The 23,236-nt window shown below is 71.5% G+C and carries 21 protein-coding genes; 5 read left to right on the top strand and 16 right to left on the bottom strand.

The window, feature by feature from the left end; all coding sequences use genetic code 11:
* The first annotated feature begins 40 nt into the window (after positions 1–40).
* A complete protein-coding gene (locus CHC05_RS26530; protein ID WP_218824692.1) occupies positions 41–1,210 on the top strand; it encodes an ROK family transcriptional regulator in 1,170 nt (389 codons plus the stop codon).
* 3 nt (positions 1,211–1,213) lie between these two features.
* On the opposite strand, the gene CHC05_RS26525 is transcribed toward CHC05_RS26530, so the two are convergent.
* The 11 genes from CHC05_RS26525 to CHC05_RS26480 form a co-directional block, all read right to left on the bottom strand.
* Entirely contained in the window at positions 1,214–1,687 is a 474-nt protein-coding gene (locus CHC05_RS26525; protein ID WP_089253292.1) for a carboxymuconolactone decarboxylase family protein, read from the bottom strand.
* 64 nt (positions 1,688–1,751) lie between these two features.
* The gene (locus CHC05_RS26520) at positions 1,752–2,726 is read right to left on the bottom strand and encodes a serine/threonine-protein kinase (RefSeq protein ID WP_089253291.1); all 975 of its coding nucleotides are present in this window, start codon (positions 2,724–2,726) and stop codon (positions 1,752–1,754) included.
* 51 nt (positions 2,727–2,777) lie between these two features.
* Positions 2,778–3,479 carry a class F sortase gene (locus CHC05_RS26515; protein ID WP_089253290.1) on the bottom strand — a complete coding sequence of 234 codons (702 nt, stop codon included), beginning with the start codon at positions 3,477–3,479 and terminating at the stop codon, positions 2,778–2,780.
* Positions 3,463–3,876 carry a hypothetical protein gene (locus CHC05_RS40920; RefSeq protein ID WP_144022785.1) on the bottom strand — a complete coding sequence of 138 codons (414 nt, stop codon included), beginning with the start codon at positions 3,874–3,876 and terminating at the stop codon, positions 3,463–3,465. Before CHC05_RS40920 ends, CHC05_RS26515 begins: the two co-directional genes overlap by 17 nt.
* A gap of 214 nt (positions 3,877–4,090) precedes the next feature.
* Positions 4,091–4,828 (bottom strand): ABC transporter permease, encoded by a 738-nt coding sequence (locus tag CHC05_RS26510; protein ID WP_089253289.1) that lies wholly within the window; start codon positions 4,826–4,828, stop codon positions 4,091–4,093.
* A 2-nt stretch (positions 4,829–4,830) separates the two neighbouring features.
* A complete protein-coding gene (locus CHC05_RS26505; protein ID WP_144022784.1) occupies positions 4,831–5,013 on the bottom strand; it encodes a hypothetical protein in 183 nt (60 codons plus the stop codon).
* Positions 5,014–5,095: 82 nt separating this feature from the next.
* Positions 5,096–6,541: an RICIN domain-containing protein gene (locus tag CHC05_RS26500; RefSeq protein ID WP_245871232.1), complete on the bottom strand. Its 1,446-nt coding sequence runs from the start codon at positions 6,539–6,541 to the stop codon at positions 5,096–5,098.
* 142 nt (positions 6,542–6,683) lie between these two features.
* A complete protein-coding gene (locus CHC05_RS26495; RefSeq protein ID WP_089253287.1) occupies positions 6,684–7,526 on the bottom strand; it encodes a helix-turn-helix domain-containing protein in 843 nt (280 codons plus the stop codon).
* 70 nt (positions 7,527–7,596) lie between these two features.
* The gene (locus tag CHC05_RS26490; RefSeq protein ID WP_089253286.1) at positions 7,597–9,183 is read right to left on the bottom strand and encodes an amidase; all 1,587 of its coding nucleotides are present in this window, start codon (positions 9,181–9,183) and stop codon (positions 7,597–7,599) included.
* On the bottom strand, positions 9,180–9,482 hold the full coding sequence (locus CHC05_RS26485; protein WP_089253285.1) for a hypothetical protein: 303 nt from the start codon (positions 9,480–9,482) through the stop codon (positions 9,180–9,182). The genes CHC05_RS26490 and CHC05_RS26485 overlap by 4 nt, the downstream gene beginning before the upstream one ends.
* Before the next feature lie 99 nt (positions 9,483–9,581).
* Entirely contained in the window at positions 9,582–10,349 is a 768-nt protein-coding gene (locus CHC05_RS26480; protein WP_218824691.1) for an alpha/beta fold hydrolase, read from the bottom strand.
* Positions 10,350–10,498: 149 nt separating this feature from the next.
* On the opposite strand from CHC05_RS26480, the gene CHC05_RS26475 reads away from it, so the two are divergent.
* From CHC05_RS26475 to CHC05_RS26460, 4 genes are all read left to right on the top strand, one after another.
* Entirely contained in the window at positions 10,499–14,092 is a 3,594-nt protein-coding gene (locus tag CHC05_RS26475) for an indolepyruvate ferredoxin oxidoreductase family protein (protein WP_089253284.1), read from the top strand.
* A complete protein-coding gene (locus CHC05_RS26470; RefSeq protein ID WP_144022783.1) occupies positions 14,056–14,625 on the top strand; it encodes a hypothetical protein in 570 nt (189 codons plus the stop codon). The genes CHC05_RS26475 and CHC05_RS26470 overlap by 37 nt, the downstream gene beginning before the upstream one ends.
* 196 nt (positions 14,626–14,821) lie before the next feature.
* The gene (locus CHC05_RS26465; RefSeq protein WP_089253282.1) at positions 14,822–15,502 is read left to right on the top strand and encodes a DUF3159 domain-containing protein; all 681 of its coding nucleotides are present in this window, start codon (positions 14,822–14,824) and stop codon (positions 15,500–15,502) included.
* An 808-nt stretch (positions 15,503–16,310) separates the two neighbouring features.
* Positions 16,311–17,417, top strand: a complete 1,107-nt coding sequence (locus CHC05_RS26460; RefSeq protein WP_179266384.1) for a LacI family DNA-binding transcriptional regulator — start codon at positions 16,311–16,313, stop codon at positions 17,415–17,417.
* Positions 17,418–17,818: 401 nt separating this feature from the next.
* Here CHC05_RS26460 and CHC05_RS26455 read toward each other — a convergent pair whose 3' ends face one another.
* The 5 genes from CHC05_RS26455 to CHC05_RS26435 all read right to left on the bottom strand — a co-directional run bounded on the left by CHC05_RS26455 (position 17,819) and on the right by CHC05_RS26435 (position 23,178).
* Positions 17,819–18,211 (bottom strand): NUDIX domain-containing protein, encoded by a 393-nt coding sequence (locus tag CHC05_RS26455; RefSeq protein ID WP_089253280.1) that lies wholly within the window; start codon positions 18,209–18,211, stop codon positions 17,819–17,821.
* 128 nt (positions 18,212–18,339) lie between these two features.
* Positions 18,340–20,160 (bottom strand): glycoside hydrolase family 127 protein, encoded by a 1,821-nt coding sequence (locus CHC05_RS26450; protein ID WP_089253279.1) that lies wholly within the window; start codon positions 20,158–20,160, stop codon positions 18,340–18,342.
* A complete protein-coding gene (locus CHC05_RS26445) occupies positions 20,157–20,987 on the bottom strand; it encodes a carbohydrate ABC transporter permease (protein WP_089253278.1) in 831 nt (276 codons plus the stop codon). Before CHC05_RS26445 ends, CHC05_RS26450 begins: the two co-directional genes overlap by 4 nt.
* Entirely contained in the window at positions 20,984–21,862 is an 879-nt protein-coding gene (locus CHC05_RS26440) for a carbohydrate ABC transporter permease (protein WP_089253277.1), read from the bottom strand. The genes CHC05_RS26445 and CHC05_RS26440 overlap by 4 nt, the downstream gene beginning before the upstream one ends.
* A 5-nt stretch (positions 21,863–21,867) precedes the next feature.
* Positions 21,868–23,178 (bottom strand): ABC transporter substrate-binding protein, encoded by a 1,311-nt coding sequence (locus tag CHC05_RS26435; RefSeq protein WP_089253276.1) that lies wholly within the window; start codon positions 23,176–23,178, stop codon positions 21,868–21,870.
* Between the last annotated feature and the right edge of the window lie 58 nt (positions 23,179–23,236).

Genomic DNA, 23,236 nt, shown 5'->3' with positions numbered 1-23,236 from the left:
CGTATTTGGAAAAAAGCGTACTTGGGAAAAGGGACGTGACGTGACAGAACTGGCGACGACCGGCACCGACCTGTCGCGGCTGCGCGAGCTCAACTCGCTGAGCATCGTGCGCGCGCTGCGTCAGCACCCGCCGTCCACCGTCACCGAGCTGTCGCAGCGCACGGGGCTGTCCCGGCCGGCCGTCGACGTCATCGCCCAGGGGCTGGTCACGGACGGCTGGGCCAGCGTGCTCGAGCCCGGAGCCAGCAGCGCGGTCGGCCGGCCGGCGCGCCGCTATCAGTTCCGCGCGGACGCCGGCCACGTGCTCGGCGTCGACGTGGGTGCCCACAAAATATTGGCGCTGCTGGCCGACCTCGACGGCGACATCGTGCACACGGTGCGGCACTCCGTCTCGCCCGATGCCGGGCCGGAAGAGCGGCTCGCCGAGCTCGACAGCGTGATCGACGCGTGCGTGTCGGAGGCCGGCAAGTCGTTCGGCGACATCTGGGCGGTGACGGTCGCGGTCACCGGTGCCGTCGACGCGGCCGGGCAGACCAGCTTCTTCACCCCCCTGCCCGGTTGGCAGCAGGTCAACCTGGCCAGCCATCTCGGCGCCCGGTTCACCTGCCCGATCCTGGTCGAGAACGACTGTAAGTTGGCCGCGTTGGCCGAGCGTTGGAAAGGCGCGGCCCGCGACGCGGACGACATCGTCTATCTGCTCGGCGGCATGCGCAACGGCGCGGGCCTGATCATCGACGGCGTGCTGCGCCGGGGGTTCGGCGGCGCGGCGGGCGAGATCGGCGCGCTCAAGCAGGTGCGGTGGCTGGACGCGCCGGCGCACCTGCAGAACTGCGCCGGCGTCCCGTCGACCGTGAGCCCCGACGACGCGGCGGCCTGGGTCTTCAACGCGGCCCGCGACGGGAACCGGGCCGCACGGGCCGCGGTCAACCGCTACGTCAAGGACCTGGCGGTGGGCGCCGCGGCGCTCGTGCTCACCTTGGACCCGCAGGTGGTCGTCTTCGGCGGCGGCTTCTCCCGGTCGGCGGATCTCGTGCTCGACCCGCTGCGCAAAGAGCTCGAGCGGCTGTGCATCCGGATGCCGGAAGTCCGCGCCTCGACGCTCGGCGCGGACTCCGTGGCTCTCGGTGCGCTGAAGTTGTCCCTCAACGAGGTGGACGACCGGTTGTTCAGCGCGGGGCTGTCCGCCCCGGTCGCCCCTCGCCGCCAGTAGTCCTCAGCCCCACTGGCCGGGCACGTAGTCGCCGGCCGGCTGCTGGGTGAGGACGTTCACGCGGTTGAAGGTGTTGATGATGGCGATCGTCAGCACCAGGGAGGCGAGCTCGTCCTCGTTGTAGTGCTTGGCGGCGTTCGCCCACGCCTCGTCCGTGATGCCACCGCCGCCGTCGGCGATCCGGGTTCCCTGCTCGGCCAGCTCCAGTGCCGCCCGCTCCGCGTCGGTGAACACGGTGGCCTCGCGCCAGGCGGCGACCAGGTGCAGCCGCAACGCGCTCTCACCGGCGTGCGCGGCGTCCTTGGTGTGCATGTCGACACAGACGGCGCAACCGTTGATCTGGCTGGCCCGCAGCCGGACCAGCTCCTGCGTCGCGGCGGGCAGGGTCGAGTCGGCGGCCGCCTTGCCGGCCGACGAGAGGTACTTGAAAGCCTTGGTCGCGACCGGGCTGCCGAACAGGTTCAAACGTGCGTCCATGGTGCGTACTCCTGTGCCGTCGGTTGTTGCCTACTCCCCTCCGACGGGGCAGCCCGCGCGAATGTCAGGCCCGGTGGCGACCGACGGCCTCTTCGTCGGCTTCGGATTCGGCCTCGGCTTCGGCTTCCGCCAGGTCCGTCGGGGCCTCCGCCGCCGTGCAGGTCCACGGGGAGAGCAGTTCTTCGGCATCGTCGACCGGCGCGGGTGAGGCAAGCGGCGGCAGGTGCACGCGGGCGTCGACGGCGTCGGCCAGCAGCAGGGCCGCCGCGAAGCTGCTCGGGCGGGCGGTCGGGTCGGAGTCCAAACAGGACAGGCAGATGTCGGCGACCTCGCTGGGCAGGCCCGGGATCGCCGGCAGGCGCGGTGGCTCCATCGGTGGGGCCGCGACCCGGCGGCCCGACATGAGCAGCGGCGGGAACGGCAGCCGGCCGGCGAGGCAGAGGAAGAGCAGCACGCCGAGCGCGTACATGTCGCTCGAAGGGGCCGCCGGCAGGCCCCGGAAGCGTTCCGGCGCGATGAACGCCGGCGTGCCCACGATCGCGCCGTCGGAGTGGCCGTCGAGGCTGCCGGCGGCGATCGAGATGCCGAAGTCGAGGACCTTGACGCCGTACGGGGTCAGCACGACGTTGGCCGGCTTGACGTCGCGGTGCACGAGACCGGCCAGGTGGGCCGCGGCGAGCGCCGCGCTGACCTCGGCGCAGACCCGCACCGCGATCTGCCAGTCGAGGGGCCCGGACCGCAGGTGCCGGGCGAGCGTCTCACCCTCGGCGAGCTCCATGACGATGTAGCGCATCGCCGGGCCGTCGGGGACGCTCCAGACGCCGATGTCGAAGACCTCGGCGATGTTCGGGTGGCCCAGCGCCGCCACGGAGCGGGCCTCCGCCAGCACCACCTCGTGACTACCCTCGGCGGCCATCACCTTGACCGCGACCGGCCGGCCGAGCGTCTCGTCGCGACCGCGCCACACCTCGGAGGCACCACCGATCGCGATCCGGCGATCGAGCCGGTATCGGTCGTTGAGTCGCCGGTCCTCGTTCATCGCCGACAAGAGCTACCCACCCTCCGGGCAGCGGAAACAAGCACGGCGTCGTCAGGCGGCCGTCGCGAAGACGATCACGTTGTCCAGGTAGTTGCTGGCCTTGGCGTCGAAGTTTCCACCACAGGTGACCAGGCGCAGGCCGGCCCGCTGGTTCGGCCCGTACACGAGCGCGGTCGGGAACTTCTTCTTCGGGTACGCCTTGACGCCGTCGACGACGAAGTTGGCCATGCTGCCGTCCTTGCGCTTGATCATGATCTTGTCGTCCTTGCGCAGCTCGCCCAGGCGGAAGAAGACCGCCGTGTTGTCCTTGGTCGTCACATGGCCGACGACGACCGCGTTGCCGATCTCTCCGGGCGAGGCGCCCAACGAGTACCAGCCGGCGAGGTCGGCCTTCTTCAACGGCGGCACCTGCAGGGTGCCGTCCTTGTTGAGGCCCAGGCTCATGATCTTCGCCTTCACGCCGATCCGGCTGATGTGGATGGACGCGGGCTCGGACCGGGCGAGGGCGACCGGTGCGGTCGGGCTGCCGGATGGGCTCCCGGTCGGGCTGCCCGTCGGTGCCGGGACGGCGGGGTCGAACATCGCGTCCGCGGCGGCCGGCTGTGGCGGCACGGGCGTCTCGCTGAAGGACGCGCCGAGCAGACCCGCTCCGGCGAGGGCGGTTACGGCGACGAGGACGGCGCCGGCGGCGCGCCACAATTTCTCGTGGCGGCCGCCGGTTTGCCCCGTCGTGAACTTAGGCCAGCGAGCCATCGGTCCGGCGACGACGCAGGAGAACGAGCCCGCCCAGCGACGCCGCGCCCAGCAGGGTGCCGCCCGCGGTGAAGAGCTTGACGTCGGTGCTGGCGCCACCGGCACCACCGTCGACCCAGCCCTTGGGAGCGTCGCACTCCTTCTTGTCCTCGCCACCGCCCGGCTTGCCGTTCTCGTCAGCCTTGGCCGACTCGGGCTTGGCCTCCGGCCTGCCCTCGGCGCCCGGCTTGGCCTCCGCGCCCGGCTTGCCGTGCTCGTCGGCCTGCGCGGCACACGCCTGCGGCCAGTCGTGGCTGCCCGGCTCGTCGGCGGCCAGCGCGATGCCGGGCGCGATGAGCAGCGCCGCGCCGCTGAGCGCGGCTGTGGCGATGACCTTGCCCAGGAATTTCTTCGACATGATTCGATGTACCTTCCCTTGCCCGGTGCCCCATTTGCCCGACGAAGGTCGGGCCATGACCGACACTAACCCCTTTGCGAAGTTTGTTCCGTTTTAATCGGTAAACTTCACTTTTGCCGCTTGTGGGACTGGAGTTGTGTTACGGGCGCGTGGGACGGGAGGTGTTAACAAGGGTCCCTTGCGCTGCGGAAAGCGTTAACAAGGGGCCCTTCCTTCAGCTGTTCAGCGCTCCACGCGCGACGATTTCGACGGTCAGCACCGCCGCGATCGTCTCCACCGCGAGCAGGCCGACGAGGACCAATAGCTGCGCCGCGCCCGCCTCGATCGGGCTGGCGCCACCGAGGAGTACGCCCACGAACGCGCCCGGCAGCGTGACCAGCCCGACCGTCCGGGTCTGGTCCAGCGCCGGCACCAGCGCCTCGGCGGCGCTCGGCCGGCACAGTTCCAGGGCCGCGTCCCGGTCGGAGAAGCCCAGCGCCAGGGCCGCCTCGTACTCCCCGTGGCGGGTGCGCAGCGTCTCGAGCGCGCGCCGGCCCGACAACGAGGTCGCGGTCATCGCACCGCCGATCAGGATGCCGGCGATCGGGACCACCGCGATCGGAGTCACCGGCACCGTGCCCGTGACGAGGATCAACGCGAGCACGGGCAGCGTGCCGGCCAGGATCGGCACCGCGACGAGCGGCGACCGCCGACCGACCCGGCCGCCGGAGGTGAACGCGGCGATCGTCAGCATCGAGGCCACGAAGACCACGGTCAGCCCCCACGACCGCAGCACCGCGATGATCAGCAACGAGATCGCGGCGAGCTGCACCACCGCGCGCAGGCTGGCCACCACGAGCGCGCGGGACACCCGCAGCCGGGCGAGCGCGGCCACCGCCGCGGCGACCACGACGAGCACGACCAGCACGGCCGCGTACGTAACCGACGGCGAGACGGTGGCCTGCGACTCCACCTCTAGGAGTCGACCGTCTGCGGTGGATCGTCTGGGGGTGGCTCGGCGTGCCGGCGCAGCCCTTCGCGCTCGCGCGAGTGCCGGTCGAAGCGCCGCATGGCATCGGCCACCCGCGCGTCGTCGGCACCGGCGATCGGCTCGCCCATCAGCTTCGCCGCGATCGCCTTCGGATCCAAGGCGTCCACGATCATCGAGTGTAGGCAGCGCCACCACCCGTACGCATTCCGGGAGCGAGCGGGGGCCGCCGGCCGGCGGCCCCCGCGAAAGCTAGGGCAAGGTCCAGCGCTGGTTGGCGACGCCGACACAGTCCCAGATCTGGATCTGGGTGCCGTCGGCCGTGCCGCCGCCGGCCACGTCGAGGCAGCGGCCCGACTGCGGGTTGACCAGCGAGCCGTTGGCACCCGCCGACCAGACCTGCGCGCCCGTGCCGTTGCAGCCCCAGAGCTGCACGACGGTGCCGTTGGCGGTGCCGCTCGACCGCACGTCGAGACACTTGCCGAGGCCCCGGACCGTGCCGTCGGCACCGATCGTCCACCGCTGCGCGCCCGTACCGTTGCAGCCCCAGATCTGGATCTTCGTGCCGTCGGCCGTACCGCTGGCGTTGATGTCCAAGCACTTGTTCGTCGCGGCGCTGACCACCTGGCCGGTGCGGCCGCCGCCGGTGCCGCCGGGGATCGAGACACCGAACCGCTGTTGCGCCTTCTCGAAACCGGCGAAGCCGAAGCCGGAGCCCGCGACCCGGGTGGTGGTGCCGCGAGCGGTCACCGTGCCGTCGCCGCGGTCCAGGTAGACCGGGCCGCCGCTGTCGCCGGGGCGCGCGGCGACCTGACCGTCGAGCTGGGTGGCCTCCCAGAGGCGCTGCGAGTCCGTGCCCTCGAACCGGACCTGGAGGTTGCAGATCTGGCCGCCGACGGTGTTCGCGCTGGTGTAGCCGGACTGGCACAGCCGCTCACCGACGAACGGAGCGCCGCCGCCGGTGACCGTGAGCTGCTGGTTGCTGTTGCCGCCACCCACGTAGATCCGGTTGCTGGCCGCGTTCGTCGGGACGACCAGCACGTCGAACGTGTTGTCGTCGCCGCCGATGTTGCCGATGAACTCCCCGGCGCCGTCGGTGATGCGGTTGCCGGGCTGGCCACAGTGGCCGGCGGTCAGCACGGCCGGGCCGCTCGGGGTGTTGACGCCGTAGCCGGCGGTGCAGCCGGCACCGATGCTCGTGTTGATGATCCGGGCGCCGCCCGACCACGGTGCGCCGTCGTCACCCCGGGAGACGGGGCGCAGCCGGTCTTCCACGCTGAAGGTGACCGGGACGTCGACGGCCGCGAGGGTACGGGCGCGGACGGCGTCGACCTTGACGATCAGGCCGGAGCCGTCGGGTTGGGCCTTGATGCCGTGGAAACCGGGATCGTTGCGCATTTGCTGCTCGATGGTCGCGGACGCGGCCAGCAGCTCCACCTTGGAGTAGGCCGCACGGGCGATGCGTACCGGCGCGATGGCTCTGGCCTTGGCGATCGCCGTCAGCACCGGAGCGGGCACGGCGCCCTTCCACCAGACGGCGACGGACTTCTCCTCGATGACGATGGAGGCGAGGCCGGACGACGGCGCGGCGGCGGCGGCACGCACCAGCGTCGCGGCCTCGATCAAGGGCAACTGACCACGGTGTTCCGGCGCGGCGTGCGCGGGCGTGGCGGCACCGAACACCAGGATGGCGGCCACTGAAGCGATTCTTCGTGAGGTCATGGGCGTGACTCACTCCTTCGACGAGCGGGGACGGTCGCTCTGCCGGTCTTTGTCGCACCGGAGCGCGGCCGCCGGCAACCGTCGGAATTCCGCGCCTTGACCGGCCCCGCACCGATCCCTAAGGTGCCCAGTCCCAGGCGATGCCCAGCACGCCCGAGTCGACGCCCGACGCGATGAGGTGCACGGCGTGCTGCCGGCTCAGCGTCAGCCCGCCGAGCACGTGGCGCTGGTCGGCCAGGTCGAACTGGGCGAACGCCCGGGTGCCGGCCGGCCGCGCGGCGGGATGGAACTGCACCTCCAGCAGGCACTGCTCGGCCGGGTAGCGGAAACCGAACGCGAGCTCGGAGCACCGGGCGGCGCCGGGGTCGACCAGCCGGCTCTCGAACACCCACGTCTCACCGGCCCGCAACGCGTCGTCGAAGACGAGCTCGTAGACCATCGCCGGTGCCGACGGGTGCACGAGCCGGCGGCCGAGGCGGCAGTTGCGCAGCGGCCGGGTGCGCACGAGGTGCGGGTCGCAGCCACGGTCGCCGTAGAAGCGGGCCACGTAGCGGTCGACGCCGTCACGCAGGGCCCGGATGGCCGTGCGGACCCGCAGGCCCGCGAACCGCCCGTCGTCGTCGACGTCGACCCGCTGCTGGACGCTGACCAGCTCGAGGTCGTCGGGACGGGAGTCGGCCACGGCGTCGAGCAGCTCAGCCACGGGGCCGATGTCAGCGAGGCTGCCGCGCACTCGCAGCAACCGGGAAAGCGCGCCCGGGGGCAGCCGGAGCACGTCCTCGAGAGCGGCCACCGTGGACTCGTTGACCGGGCGGCACCGGCCGGTCTGCCAGTCGCTGAGGCTGGAGAGCGCGATGGAGACGCCGCGCCGCGCGAGATGGGCGCGCACCCGGTCGAGGGACAGCCCACGCTCGCGGATCGCCTTCCGCAGCGCCAGGTGGAAGGGCCCGGTGTAGAGCACGCGGGACGCATCGATGACGGTCAGTGTACAGCCGGACCGGGCCTCTCACCGAGACCCGGCCCGGCGCACGTCACTGCGACAGCTCGGCCACCTGGTCGGCGGTGAGCCGCAGGCCCGCCCCACGAGCCGCCACGGCCCCCGCCGGCGGGTCGGTCGGGCGCCGCTTGTGCCAGTCGGTGACCGCCTGGTACGCCGCCGCGATCGAGAGGAGCCGGTCCTCCGCGTACGGGAGGCCGCCCAGGATCGTGCCGATCGGCACCCCGGCGGCGGTGAAGCCGATCGGGAACGCGATCTCCGGCAGCCCGATGATGTCGAACGGCACAGGGCCGGTCTGGACCGCGACGTCGCACTTGTCGAAGATCTGGTCCAGCACCCGCTCCAGCAGCAACACCTTGGCCCGCTGTCCGGTCAGGAACTCGTTGCCGCCGAACAGCGCGCCCTGCAGCCACCCGGTCAGCGAGACACCGAAACCGCGCAGGTCGTCGCGCAGGTACGGCATGAACGGCTCGCTGCGCTCGGGCAACCGCACGTTGTTGAAGGTGTTGCCGGTCAACAGGTTCCACTCGTCCGGCAACGGCACCTCGACCACGGTCGCGCCGGGGATCGCGGCCAGTGCGGCCAGGAACGCCTGGCGGGCCAGGGCGGTGGCCGACGTACCGGTCGCGAAGCCGGGCGGCACCCCGATCCGGGTGTTCCACCGCAGCTTGACCGCGCCCCGGTGGCGGACGGGGGTGGCCGCGTCGATCAGGTTCGGCACGTCCGGCAATCCCTGCGTACGCGGGTCCGCCGGGTCCTCGCCCGCCATCGCGGTCAGCATGATCGCGGCGTCCTTGGCGTCGCGGGCCAGCGGGCCGGGATGGTCGCGGGTGTAGCTCAACGGGATGATCCCGTGCAGCGACACCCGGCCCATCGTCGGCTTGATACCCGTAAGGTTCTGCGCGTTGGACGGCGCGGTGATCGAGCCACCGGTCTGGGTGCCGATGCCCGAGGTCACCAGCCGGCCGGCGACCGCGGTGGCGGTGCCGGTCGACGAGCCGCCGGGGTCCTGGTTCGGGTTCGTGGGGGTCCAGGCGTTCACCGTGGTGACCACACCGTCCGGTGTGGTCGCTCGCGTCGTGGCCAGGGGACCCATCTGCGTCTTGCCGACCACGATCCCGCCGGCCGCCTTCAACCGGGCGACGGCGGTGGCGTCGAACGGCGGCACGAAGTCCTGGAACAGGTACGAGTTCGCGGTGGTAGGCACCCCGGCGGTGTAGTAGTTGTCCTTGATGGCCAGCGGAATCCCCTGCAGCGCACCGCGACCGGGCCGGCGCCGGGCGGCTTCCCGGGCCTGCTCGACGAGGACCACGTTGAACGCCTGGTAGGTGCCGTCGTGCGCCGCGATCCGGGCCAGGTGGGCCTCGAGCAGCTCCTCGGGCCGCAGCCGGCGCTCCCGGATGAGCCACGCGGCCTCGGCGATGGTGAGCTCGGTCGGGTCGCCGTACGAGCCCGGTCGCACGAACGCGTTCGCGTTGTCGAGGCTGGGCTTCTTCGCGCCGGTCGCCCGGGCCACGGCGGGCAGCGCCACGGCGCCGGCGGTGGTGACGGCCGCGAGGGCCGCGGTGCGGGCCAGGAATGCCCGGCGGTCGACGGTGCGGTCGGCGGGCTCCACGCTCATGGCTTGCTCCACTCGGTGCTGATCGACGGGTAGAGCAGCGGCGCCGGCTGCTGCGACAGCGCGCGGGCCACGACCGGGTCGGTGCCGGCGGGCGCGGGCAGCTGGTAGGCGGCGATCTGCGTGATCGTGCCCCGGACGAAGGAGCGCAGCGAGGCGAGCACGGAGTCGCGGCCGGGCGCGCCGGTCTCCGGGTCGTCGGAGGTGCCGGGCGGCAGTTGGTCGAGGTCGATTCCGAGGGAGGCAAGCCGGGTCCGGATGAACACATCCAGCTCGGCGTCGGTCGGCGGGGTGGGCGCCATTGGCTCTCCTTGCACCGATGAATAGGTGAAAGCCAATCTGCGATCCGCCAATCACAGGACGATTACACCATGATCACGGCGCGGTGAACCTGATCTGTCCTATGTGGTGGTTTCGAGGAAGTCGACGATGACGGACAGTGTCCGCTCGGGGTCCTCGAACCGGGCCGCGTGACCGCCGGGCACCTCGACCAGCCGGGCGCCCGGGATGCCGTCGGCGATCTCTCGCGAGTGGACGGGCGCGACGCACCGGTCCCCCGTGGCGACGACCACCAGGGTGGGTGCCGTGACGCGCGCCAGGTCTTCCCGGACGTCGAGGCGCGCCCCGAGGTCGGTCTGGGCGACCGTGCCCGGCGCCGGGTCGGCGGTCAGCGTCGCCGCGTACCGGTCGAGCTGCTCGTCGGTCAGCGTGGCCAGGAACTCCTCCGCGAAGGACATGCCGACCAGCAGCTTGCCCAGGTCGGCGTCACCGCGGGCGAACATCGCGCCCCACAGCTCCAGGTTGAGCCGCAGGGTCGGCCGCGCCCGGGCGAAGCCGACGACGCTGACCAGCCGGGAGACCCGCTGCGGGTGCCGGGCGGCCGCGGCGATCGCGATGGGGGCGCCGAGCGACGCGCCGCCGAGGGCGAAGTCATCCAGCCCGGCCGCGACGGCGGTGGCGACCACCCGGTCGGCCAGGCCGGCCACGTCCAGCTTCGCGACGGGCGGCGTGTCGCCGGAGCCCGGCAGGTTCGGCAGGACGACCGTGTGCCGGGCCGCGAGACCGTCCAGCACGGTCCCCCAACTCTTGAGGCCGGTGCTGCCGGTGCCGTGCACGAGTACGAGTCCGGGTCCGGTGCCGCGCACGTCGTACGACAGAGGTTCGATCACTTCTGAAAGGTAGAGTCGCTAATCGCGTCGCGTACCCCGATTCCCGTAGAATTCCGCGGGGCGGAACGCCAATTGATTTATCTTCATCTTTCCGTAGTTAACGTTTACTCAAATAGCATCGCGCTCGGCTATGGGCTAGGAATGGTGACGTGAAATCCGATCCACCGGTTGCCGAGGTTCTGTCCGGCACCCAGGCCATGGTCCGGTTGGTCGCCGACCAGCTCCGCGCCGACGCCGCCGCCGCACTCGACACGGCCGCCCTGGTGTCCGGCTATCCGGGCTCGCCGCTTGGTGGCTTCGACCAGGAGCTCGCCCGCGCCCGAAAGGGGTGGCCGGACCTGCACGTGGTGCACGAGCCGGCACAGAACGAGGAGCTCGGCGCGACGGCCGTCTGGGGCAGCCAGCTCGCGCCGCTGCTGCCGAATCCGCGCCGGCAGGGCGTGCTCGGTGTCTGGTACGGCAAGGCGCCCGGCGTCGACCGCGCCGCCGACGCGCTCCGGCACGGCAACTTCACCGGCGCCCATCCCCTGGGCGGCCTGCTCGCCCTGTGCGGCGACGACCCGACCAACAAGTCGTCGACGCTGCCGTCCGCCAGCGAGACCCTGCTCGCCGCGCTGGGCATGCCGGTGTTCCAGCCGTCGGACGTGCAGGAGCTGCTCGACCTCGGCCGCCACGCGATCGCCGCGTCGCGGGCCAGCGGCCTCTGGACGGCGCTGAAGGTCACCACGCAGGTGGCCGACGCCATCGAGTCGGTGATCGCGGGTCCGGACCGGGTCAAGCCGGTCGTGCCGACGGTGCTCCACGAGGGCCGGCCGTACGTGCACCGGCCCAGCGCCGAGGTGCTCGGCCAGGCATCCCTCGACAAGGAGGCGACGCTGCAGGGCCCGCGGCTGGCGCTGCTGCTGGCCTATCTGCGTGACAACGGGCTGAACCGCGTCGTGTGCGAGTCCCCTTCGGACCGCATCGGGCTGGTCGCGTCGGGTTCGGCCTATCTGGAGCTCCGCGACGCGCTGCGCCGGCTCGGCGTGGCAGACGGCATCCGCGTGCTCAAGCTCGACGTCGTGTGGCCGCTGGAGCCGTCGGCGATTCGCGCGTTCGCGTCCGGCCTCGAGGAGATCCTGGTCATCGAGGAGAAGGGCCCGTTCGTCGAGACCGGGATCAGGGACCTGTTGTACGACCTGGAACGGCGCCCGGTCGTACGCGGGAAGCGCGACGAGAACGGCGCTCCCCTGCTGCCGACCGGCGGCGGGCTCGACAGCGACACGATCGCGACGGCCGTCGGCGCTCGGCTGCGGCGGCTCGGCCTGCTGCCTTCGGAGGCGGTGGCGCGCCCGCGGACTCGGGCCGCTTTGCCACTGCTGGCGACCCGGTCGCCGTTCTACTGCTCGGGCTGCCCGCACAACCTGTCGACCGCCGCGCCGGAGGGCGCGCTCGTCGGTGCCGGCATCGGCTGCCACACCATGGTGCTGCTGCATCCGGAGCGGCGCGACCAGGTGGTCAGCGCGACCCAGATGGGCGGCGAGGGAGCCCAGTGGATCGGGCAGGCGCCATTCGTCGAGGCCGGGCACATCTTCCAGAACATGGGCGACGGCACGTTCCACCATTCCGGCTCGCTTGCGGTGCGGGCGTCGGTGGCGGCCGGCACCAACATCACCTACAAGCTGCTCTACAACTCGGCGGTCGCGATGACCGGCGGCCAGGAGGTGCGGCCGGCGCTGTCGGTGCCCGACCTGACCCGGTGGCTGGCGGCCGAGGGGGTCCGCCGCGTGATCGTCACGACCGACGAGCCACAGCGCTACCGAGGTGTACGGCTGGCGCCCATCGCCGAGGTCCGCGACCGCGCCGAGCTGATGCGGGCCCAGGAGGAGCTCGCCGCGACGCCCGGCGTGACCGTGCTCGTGCACGACCAGCGGTGCGCGGCGGAGAAGCGGCGGCTGCGCGGGAGGGGCGACCTGCCGGCGCCGAAGCGGCGCACCATGATCAATGAGCGGGTCTGCGAGGGCTGCGGCGACTGCGGGCACAAGTCGCAGTGCCTGTCCGTGCGGCCGGTGGACACGGAGTTCGGCCGCAAGACCCAGATCCACCAGTCCTCGTGCAACGCCGACTACACGTGCGTGCACGGCGACTGCCCGGCCTTCGTCGAAGTGACGGTCACGGCGCCCGCGGCCCGGTCGTCTTTCCGTCCTCCCGACATCGCGGACCCCGCCGCCCGGTCGTCCTTCCCTCCTCCCGACGTCGCGGACCCCGCCGGCCGGTCGTCTCTCCCTCCTCCCGCCGTCGCGGACCCCGCCGGCCGGTCGTCTCTCCCTCCTCCCGCCGTCGCGGACCCCGCCGGCCGGTCGTCTCTCCCTCCTCCCGCCGTCGCGGACCCCGTGGCGCCGGCTTTCGCTTCGGTGACGGTTCGGTTCGTCGGCATCGGCGGCACCGGCGTGGTCACCGCGGCCCGGCTGCTCAGCACGGCGGCGCACCTCGACGGCCGGCACGTCCGCGGTCTCGACCAGACCGGCCTGGCTCAGAAGGGCGGCCCGGTCGTGTCCGACGTGCGGATCCACGCGGACAAGGAGGCGAGCTCCAACCGGGCCGCGCGCGGCGGCGCGGACGTCTACCTGGCGCTCGACCTGCTCGGCGCGACCGCACCGGACAACCTCGCCGTGCTGTCGGCGGAGCGCACGGTCGCGGTCGTCTCGACCAGCGCCGTGCCGACCGGCGCGATGGTCATCTCGCCGGCACAGCGGTTCCCGGAGCTCGACGCGCTGGTCGGCGCCATCGACGCGCGCACCGACCGGGACCGCAACGTCTACCTCGACGCCGAGTCGCTGGCCGAGCGCCTCTTCGGCGACGGCATGCCGGCGAACCTGATCGTGCTCGGCGCCGCCTGGCAGCGCGGGCTGCTGCCGGTGTCCCGGGCCGCGCTGGAACGGGCCATCCAGGAGAACACTCGCAACCCGGCCGCGTCGCTGGCCGCTTTCGGTTGGGGCCGCGCGGTCGTCGCCGACCCGGACGCGGTGCGCGCCGCCGTCACGCCGGCCGCTCCGCCGGCCCCCGCACCGGATCCAGCCGTGCTCGACCTGGTCGCCCGCGTCGACACGGCCGGCGACCCCGAACTCGGGCGGCTGCTGCGGATCCGGGTGGCGGAGCTGATCGCCTACCAGAACACCGGGTACGCGCGGCGGTACGTCGACCTGGTCGCCCGGGTGCGCTCGCGGGAGGCGGCCCTGGGCGCCGACGGCGCGCTGAGCCGGGCCGTGGCCAGGCAGTTGCACAAGCTGATGGCGTACAAGGACGAGTACGAGGTGGCCCGGCTCAACCTCGACCCCGCCCTCGACGAGGCGGTCGCCGCCGAGTTCGGCCCGGGCGCGCGGTACGCGTACAAGCTGCATCCCCCGGTTTTCCGTGCCCTCGGTATGCGCCGCAAGCTGACCCTGGGCCGCTGGTTCCGGCCGGCGTTCGTCGCCCTGCGCGCGCTGCGGCCGGTGCGCGGCACGCCGCTGGACGTGTTCGGCTACGCGCGGGTCCGGCGGCTGGAGCGGGCGCTGCTGGCCGAGTACGAAGCGGTCGTCGCGGATCTGGTCGCCGGGCTGACCCCCGGCCGCCATGCCCTGGCCGTCGAGATCGCCGAACTGCCCGACCAGATCCGCGGGTACGAGGACGTCAAGGTCGCCAACGCGGCGCGCTACCGGGCTGAGCTGGCCACCTTGCGAGGTCGATGGGCAGCCGAGGAAGAGGCGCTGACGCCGCGCTAGCATTCCCCGATTTTGATCATCAATTTCTGGGAGCGATCATGCGACGCCTTGTCGGCGCGATGATGTTGGGTCTGGTTGTCCTGGGTGCTGCGGCGGCATGCGGGTCCGACGACGGGAAGGCCGACGCGGCGGCGCCGTCGTCGTCTGTGCCGAGCGCGACCGCCAGCGCGCCCGACGCCACCAAGGCCGCGTGCGACGAGGCCGTCGCCGGGGGCGAGGCGGCCGCGAGGGTGTTCACCACCAAGTGGGACGAGCTGAAGGCGCTGGTCGGCGACGGCGAGAACGTCGAACAAGCGGCGGTGGAAGCCAAGGTCGCCGAGCTCGAGACGTCGATTCGTGGCGAGTTCAAGAAGTGGACCGAGAAGCTGACCGAACTCGCCGCGACGGACATCGAGGCGCCCGTCAAGGCCGCGCTCACCGAGGGTGCCGCGACGATGACGAAGCTGAACCGCCCGGACGACCCGACGCCGACCGGCCAGGTGACGACCGTGCTGGCCGGCATCACCACGAAAATCAAGACCGCCTGCGCCTGACAGACGACGCGTCGCGAACCCGTCACCGAGAGCTACCGGTGGCGGGTTTGTCTTTGCCTAGCGTGCGGAAACGCCCAGACGGGCCGAGACCGTCCCGTGCCTGGTCAGGGCCGCGTCAAGATGCGCTCCGCCCTCTCGCCAGCCTCAGGAACCTGGGTTACGGTGAGCGCACCTGCCCCCGATCCCCCCGGGAACTATGACTCTCTGTAAGGAAGCCGCGGACGCAGCCCCGCACGTCATAGAGGTCGGCGCCATCAAGCCGGCCCTGGTCCGTGCGGCGCGGCTGTTCGCCGAAACAGTTCTGGTCCCCACCGGCCTGCTCTACATCCTGCTGCACACCGCCGGCCTCCTGCCGGCGCTGCTGTCGGTACTCGGCTGGTGCACGATCACGGTGGCGATCCGCTGGATCTCCGGCCGCCACCTGCCAGGCACCCTGCTCGTCTGTGCGGGCTCACTGTGCGCCCGAGCAAGCGTGGCGCTGGCGCTGTCCAGCGCCCTGGTCTATTTCGTGCAGCCGGTGATCGGCTCCCTCTTCATGGCGGCCCTGTTCCTGGGCAGCGCCCTACTAGGCCGCCCGATCACCCAACGCCTAGCCCGAGACTTCGTAGCGCTCCCGGCCCAGCTGCACCACCACTCGGGCCTCAACCGAGTCTTCGCCCAAACGGCCGCCCTGTGGGGCCTGGGCCGCTTGATCGACGCGGGCATGAGCATCGGCTTCCTACACATGGGCGTGGATTTCGCAATCCTGTCGCGCGGCGTGTTCAGCACCGCCCTGACGATCCTGTTCGTCGGCATCTGCGCGGCCTGGGGCATCCGCAGCCTGCGCCGCATGCCAGACGTAACCTTCCGCTTCGGCCGGGCGCCAGCAACCGCCTGACCGCACCACCGCCGGGGCCCACGCACGTCCGACTTCGGTGCGTCGGCGGCGGGACCCAGCCAGGCGATCCGGCCGTTTTGGACGAGCAGGGCGGTCGCCTGCGGCTCCGCGCCCAAGGCTGCCAGCCCGTCAAGGGCCGCAGACCGCCCACGGCACGCACCTCCGGCCTGGCACCCACCGGGGCCGGCCCCGCGCCGCAACGTACGGCCGGGCCTGCGCCCACCGCGGCCTGAACCGCAGCCCGCGAAACGGCCGCGGGCCACGCGAGGCAGCGCACCTCAGGCACGGCATCCGCCACAGCCTGACCGCCGCCGACCCGCCCGCCGCAAAGCACGTCCGCCCGGTCGCCACCGCGGCCAGACCGCCAGCCGGAGGCGAGCTGGGGACCGCGCGCGGCAACGCACCTCGGGCCCCGCTCCCACCGCGGCCAGACTGGCGCCCCCGATCCGCACACTGCAACGCGCCTCCGGCCCAGCGCCCACCGCGGCCTGAACGCCAGCCCGAAAGGGCTGCCTGCCGCGCGCGGCAGCCCCCCAGGCCCGGCATCCGCCACGGCCTGACCGCCGCCCGCCCTCGCGCCGCAACGCCCGTCCGCCCGGGCCGCCACCGCGGCCGGACACGGAGGTGGGCTGCTCACGACGACGCCCTTCGGTCCGGCGCAAACCGCGGCCACACCGCCGCCGCCGGGTCGCGCGCCCCGACGTGCATCCGGCCTAAGGCCCAACACGGCCTTGCCACCACCGCGGCCCGGGGCATGCGTGCAACGCATGCAATCGTATGGCCGCATCGAACGGGGTATGTTTCACGCATGTCCCCTGCTCCGCGCCGGCGCCGACCGGCGTCCGAGACCCCCAGCGTGCCGCCGGCCGGCGGCAATCAGCGCCGGGCTGTGCCGACGATGCAGGACATCGCCGACGCGGCCGAGGTCTCGCAGAGCACCGTGTCGCGGGTGCTCAGTGGCGTCGAGACCCGTGTGCCGATCGCGGCCGCCACCCGCGAGCGCGTCATGGCGGCCTCGCGGCAGCTCGGCTACCGCCCCAACCCGCTCGCCCGGGGGCTGCGCGGCGCCTCGACCAACCTGATCGGCGTGGTCGTCCGCGACTTCAGCGACCCGTTCTTCGCCGAGGCGATCGAGGCGCTGGTCAAGGAGTCGATGGCGCACGGCTACAACGTCGTGCTCGGCCACGTGCACCCCGGGCTCGATGAGGCCATCCCGCTCACCTCCGTGCTGGAGACCCGGCACACCGACGCGATCATCCTGCTCGGTGACGTGCGCGTGCACCCGCAACTGCTCGACGACCTGCGCAGCTCGCGCGTCCCCGTGGTGGCGCTCTGGCAGGGCACCAGCCCGCTGGACTTCCCCAGCGCCGACACCGACGACCGGGCCGGCATCCAGGCCGGGCTCGAGCACCTGACCGCCCTCGGGCACAAGCGGATCGCCTTCCTCAGCGCCGAGCTGCCCGGCGAGTTCTGGGTCCGGGAGCGCGCCTACGTCGACTTCATGGGCGAGCGGCTCGGCGGCGTGCCGGACGGCTACCTGGAGCGCTGCCCCAACACAATGGCCGGCGGCGACGCCGCCCTGCGCCGGCTGATGGCCCTGCCCCATCCGCCCACGGCGGTCGCCACCTCGACGGACCTGATCGCGGTCGGCGTGCTGCACGCGGCCCACAGCCTCGGCGCCACCGTGCCCGACCGGCTCTCGGTCGTCGGCTTCGACGACATCCAGATCTCCAGCCACACGGTGCCGGCCCTGACCACGTCCCGGATGCCCACGGCGAAGATCGTCAGTCACGCCATCAACCGGGCCGTCACCTTGGCCCGCGATCCGGACGCGGCGCGCCAGCCCGACCTCGAGATCTTCACCCCCGAGCTCATCGTCCGCGAGTCGACCGCCAAACCAGCCCGCCGGCGCTAGGGTCGCCTCGAACTGGTCGCCGGGCGAGGCCCAAACGTGCGCCGGGCGGTCGCCGGGATACCGATGCGCGATACCAGCCGAAGGTAGGACGGCCCGCTAGCGGTGCATGGGCCGCGCGCAGCTCGATCAGCGAGGCAGACCTCAGGGTCTGTCTGACCTGGCGGCGGAAGCGAGGCGAGGCCTAGGCCTCGGCTTGGGCCGCGCGGCACACCCCGGGTCGTGACCGACGTCCAGGTCCGCCGCAACCCGGTCAGCCACATCGAGGCAGACCTCAAGGTCCGCTCCGACCTGGCGGCCGGAGCGACGCAAGGCCCGGACCTCGGCTGGGACACGCCGCACACCCCAGGTCGTGACCGACATCCAAGTCCGCCGCAACCCCGTCAGCCGCTTCGGGCCAGACCCTACGTCAGGCTCATTAGTCGGTTGGCATTGCTCACCAGCTCCTTCGTGGCCATCTCGGCGGGGGTGAGGAACCGCATCGCCAGGCCCTCGCCCAGGACGACGTCTTCCTGGCGGGCCTCGGTGCGGCCGGTGAAGACATGGAAGCGGACCCCGCGCCCGTCGGTGAGCGCCTGCTCCAGCACCCGGTCGGGCTCGAGGACGGCGGTCAACCCCGCCTCTTCGAGCAGCTCGCGGTGGGCGGCCGCCGCCGCGGACTCGCCGGGCTCCACCAGCCCGGTCGGAGGGCCCCACCGGCCTGGTTCGGTGTGCGCGTCCGGACTGCGGTGTTGCATCAACACCCGCCCGACCGCGTCGGTGAGCACGATGACCGCGACCTCGTGATCGATCTCCATGCGACGGACCATAGACCGCACCTACGACAGAAACAGGGCCCTGTTTCGCGTCTGGTAAAGGCGCCCTGCGGCCAGGCGGCGCCCGGGCCCGCCGCAGACCACACCGACCGAAGACCCGAAACAGGGGCCTAGCGTGGCAGCCACACCCGCATGCCGATGGCGCCTCGGTTTGCCCATGAGTAGTAGGGGACGAGCGGCGCCGTGCGGGCCGGCTCGACCGGGACGTCGATGCCGACCACCTCGTCGCCCAGGTCCGGGCGCGGCACCGCGACCGCCTCCCGGTCCGGGTCCCAGCGGACGTCCTCCACGTCGAAACCCGCCGGCAGGTCGACCGACTCGACACAGTAGACGATCGGGCCCCGCTCGAACGCCACGCAGCCGCGGACCGCGTCGACCCGCGGGTCGGGTTCCGTGCGGCGGACCGCCAGCGCCAGGTCGAGGGTGACCCGGTCGCCCGGCTGCCACGCGCGCGTGCGGTGCACGTACCCGGTGGCGACCTGGACCGGCGGCTCGTCCTTCGCTACCGACAGGCGCGCGTCACGACACCAGCCCGGCACCCGCAGCGACAGCGTCCACGGCGCGGACGGGGTCCGCACCACCTCGACCTCGACCCCGCCGGACCACGGATAGCCGGTGCGCACCGACAGCTCCACGTCGTCGGTGCGCACCGAAGCCGTCGCGTACTGGTGGAGCTGGATGCCGGTCTCGTCACCCGTGGCCAGGTACTGCCGCCACGAGCTGAGCAGCCGCATCAGGTTGGGCGGGCAACAGGCACACGCCTGCCACGGCCGGCGCCGGCCGTGACCGTCCGACTCGAAGGTGCGGTGCGTGCGGCGGTGCAGCGGGTTGACGTAGAAGAACTCCGTGCCCGACCGGGACAGCCCCGACAGCACCCCGTTGTACATCGCCCGCTCGATGTCGTCGGCGTAGCCCGGCTCGCCGGTGGCGAGCAACACGCGCCACGCCAGCATGACGCTGGCGATGGCCGCGCACGTCTCCGCGTACGCCCGATCGGGTGGCAGTTCGTAAGGATCGCCGAACGCCTCGTCGCGGTGCCGGCTGCCCAGCGCCCCGGTCAGATAGCGCCGCGTCCGCACCATGTCGTTCCACCGCCGCTGAACCGCGGCCAACAGCTCCTCGTCGTCCTGCTCGACGGCCACGTCGACCGCCCCACAGTCGAGGTAGAGCTGCCGGACGCTGTGCCCGGCGACTTCGGGCGCCGAGCGTACCGGCGCGTGGTCCTGCCAGTAGGCCGGACCGAAACGGCCGTCACCCAGCAGCCCGTGCCCACGCCGGTCGACCATCCGCGCGGCCAACGCCAGATAACGCGGCTCGGAGCACACCCGGGAAAGCTCCACCAGCGCCATCTCGATGCCCGGATGCCCGTCGATCGCATCCGGAGCCTCAGCAGCGAAGTGCTCAACGGAACGCACCCCGATCCGCAGCAGCCGGTCGTCGTCGAGCGCCCGATGCCACGCGATCCCGGCCTGCACGAGATGGCCGACGCAGTAGAGCTCGTGCCCCCAGGCGAGGTCGCGATAGGGCACGCCGCCACCGACCACCTGCACGAAGCTGTTGACATACCCGTCAGGCCGTTGGGCCGCGGCCACGACCTCGATCGCCTCGTCCGCCGCGGCCCACAGCGCGGCGTCGGGCGCGGTGCCGAGCTCCCAACCGACCGCCTCCAGCCACTTGTAGACGTCCGAGTCGAGGAACGGCAGGACCGCGCCGCCGGAGTCGGCCGAAGCCCGGTAGTCGCCCGTGGCACCGGCCGCCAGCCGCAGGTTGTCGAGCGTGCCGGCTCGCCGCAGCTGGGCGAAGCCGTGCGGGACGGTCCGCTCCCGGTTGGTCCGCAGCCGGTCGGCCCAGAATCCATCATGGACGGCTACCTGGTCGCCGCCCAGCGGCCGCAGCCGAGAACGGGAAGGCCACACCACGCCCTCGATCATTTGACTGCTCCGCTCATCAGGCCGGACACGTAGTAGCGCTGCAACAACAGGTAGACGCCGACACACGGGATGATCGAGATGGTGATGCCCGCCTGGAGCATGCCCCAGTCCGTGCCGCCGAGGCTGGTCTCGGTGCGGGCCGCCGCGAGCACCACCGGCAGGGTGAACTTCGAGCTCTTGCTCATCATCACCAGCGCGCCCAGGAACTCGTTCCAGCTCATGATGAACGCGAACAGCGCCACCGTGACCACGGCCGGGACGGTCGCCGGCAGGAACACCCGCCGCAGCGACTGCACCGACGACGCACCATCCATGATGGCCGCTTCCTCCAACTCGCGGGGCACCGCGGCGAAGCTGTTGCGCAGCACGTACAGGCTGAACGGCAGTTGGATCGCCGTGTGCACGACCGCCAACCCGATCAGCGAGTTGGTCAGGCCGAGCTTCGCGAACATCAGGAACATGGGCGTCAGCAACGCCTGGTACGGGACGATCAGCGCGAGCAGCAGCACCACGAAGAGCAGTTCCTTGGCAGGAACGGGAAAGCGGGCCAGCCCGTACGCGGCCGGCACGGTCAGCAGCAGGGTGAACAGGATCGTCAGCACCGCCGTGCCGAGGCTGTTGAACAGGTAGACGGGCAACCCCTGCTGGTATTCCCAGAGCCGCTGGTAGCTGTCCAGGCTCAAGGAGCCAGGCAGGTAGGTCGGCGGCGACGCGGCCGCCTCCGCCGTCGGCTTGAGCGAGGCGAGCACGGACGCCAGCAGGGGCAGCAGCATCACCGCGCACAGCGCCAGGCACACCGCGCCGACCAGGTAACCGCGCCGCCTCATGTGTGACTCCGCCGGGTCAGCAGAAGTTGGACGACGGTGAACGCGAGGATGGTCAGGGCCAGCACCATCGACAGCGCCGCACCGTAGCCGAGCTTCAGGTACGGGAACGAGTTGAGGTACACGAAGAACACGGAGGTGGCCGTCTCGTTCTGCGGCTGGCCCGCGGTCATGATGTAGAACTGGTCGAACGCCAGCAGCGAGCCGATGACGCTGAGCAGCGTGACCAGCAGCACGGTGCGCAGCGTGAGCGGCAGGACGATCCGGGTCACCCGCTGGCGGTACGAGGCGCCGTCGACCAGGCTCGCCTCGTTGACGTCGCTCGGAATCGCCTGGATGGCGCCGACGAACAAGACCATGCCGAAGCCGATCACCTTCCACACCACGGACGCGATGATCGCGAGGTTGGACCGGTCGGCGTCGACGCCGAGCCAGACCACGGGTTCCTTGAGAACCCCGAGGTCCAGCAGGACCGTGTTGACGAAGCCGAAGTCCGTGCTGAACAGCCAGTACCAGAGCAGGCTGGAGACGCCGAGCCCGATCACCACGGGCGTGAACACCACCGTGCGGGTCAGCCGGCGCACCGGCGAGTTGTGGGCCGTCAGCAACGCCAGCAGATAACCGCCGATGATCAGGATCGGCGTGATGATCAGGGTGTACTTCAACGTGAACCCGAACGACACCCAGAACTGGCGGTCGTCGAACGCCCGGGTGTAGTTGTCGAAGCCGACCCACCGCGGCGGGGTGAGCAGCGACCAGTTGTGCAGCGACATCCAGGCCATCCGCACCAGCGGATAGACCGTGAAGATGAGCACGAACAGCAGGGCCGGGCTGAGGTACGCCAGCCCGACCCAGCCGTTCCGTCGTCCCCGACGCACGTCGCCTAACCCTGGCTGGCGACGGTCTTCATCGCCTTCTTCGCGTCGGCGATGATCGTGTCGAGGCTCTCGTCGGTGTAGTAGGCCTTCTGCAGCATCTGCAGCCACGGCCCCTGCGGCGAGTTGATCTGCTCGAAGAACGTCAGCGTGTACGGCGTGCGGCCGACGTCGAGCGCCTTCGCCACGTCCTGCACGAGTGGCTCGGCCTGGAAGTACTTGTTGTCGACCATGTCGGTGCGGGTGGTCAGGTTCAGCGCCTTGGCGTAGACCTCGACCTGCACCTCGTCGGACAGCAGGAACTTCATGAAGTTGACCGCGTCGGCCACGCGCTCACTGCCGCGGGGCACGACGACGAGGTCGCCGCCGATGAACGACGCGGACGAGTTCGGCGAGACGCCGGGCAGCAGCCCGATGCCGAACTTCATGTTGGGGTTCTGCTGCCGGGCCAGCGTGATGTTGAAGTTGCCGGTGCCCATCATGCCGACCTTGCCGGTGCCGAACTGGAGGTGGAACGTCTCGCCGTTCTCCGCCCGGTCACCCTCGTGTACGTTGCCCGCCTTGACCATGTCGCGGGCGAACTGGAGCACCTGCTTGACGCCGTCGCCGGTCAGCGGTTCGTCGCCTTCGGCGGTGGCCTCGATCTTCGCGCCGGAGGCCCACATCAGCGGGCCGACGGTGAAGATGTTGCAGCCGGCGCAGTTGCCCGGCAGGTAGTAGCCCTTGACGTCGCCACCGAGCGCGGTGATCTTGTCGGCATAGGACCGGAGCTCGTCCAGGCTCGTCGGTGGCTTCTCGGGATCCAGCCCGGCCTTGGTGAACAGGTCCTTGTTGTAGAACAGCGCCGAGACGTCCGCGTAGAGCGGCACGCCGTAGAGCTTGTCCTCATAGGTCGCCACGGTCATGTGGCCCTTGCTGGCGGTCGCGAGCTCCGGCCAGCTCTTGATGCGCTCGGTCAGGTCGACGAGCTGCTGCGCCTTCTCGAACTGCGGCGCGTAGATCAGGTCCATGCCCATCAGGTCGGGCACCTCGCCGGACGCGATGCCCTGCGCGATCTTGCCGACCATCTCGGTGTGCGGAATGTAGGTCAGTGCGACCTTGCAGTCGGGGTTCTTGGTGTTCCAGGCCTCGACCAGCAGGTCGACCATCTGCTTGTTGCCGCCCGAGCGTTCCCACATGGTCAGCTCGCCACTGCTCGCACACGAGGTCGTGGCGGGCTGGACGGCCTGTTCCTCGGTCGGCTCCGGGTCGGAGCTGCACGCCCCGACCAACGCGATTGTCGCCAGGGCGGCCACCGCGGGCCGCCAGTGCTTCACCATCACACGCCTCCTCCATGCCGAGGGGGTCCGGACGGCCCGAACGAGGGCGGACGACCAC

It is taken from the genome of Asanoa hainanensis (genome assembly GCF_900188485.1).
GTDB lineage: Bacteria > Actinomycetota > Actinomycetes > Mycobacteriales > Micromonosporaceae > Asanoa > Asanoa hainanensis.
The sequence above is the reverse complement of the archived record's forward strand: the minus strand, read 5'-3'. Positions and strand labels throughout refer to the sequence as shown.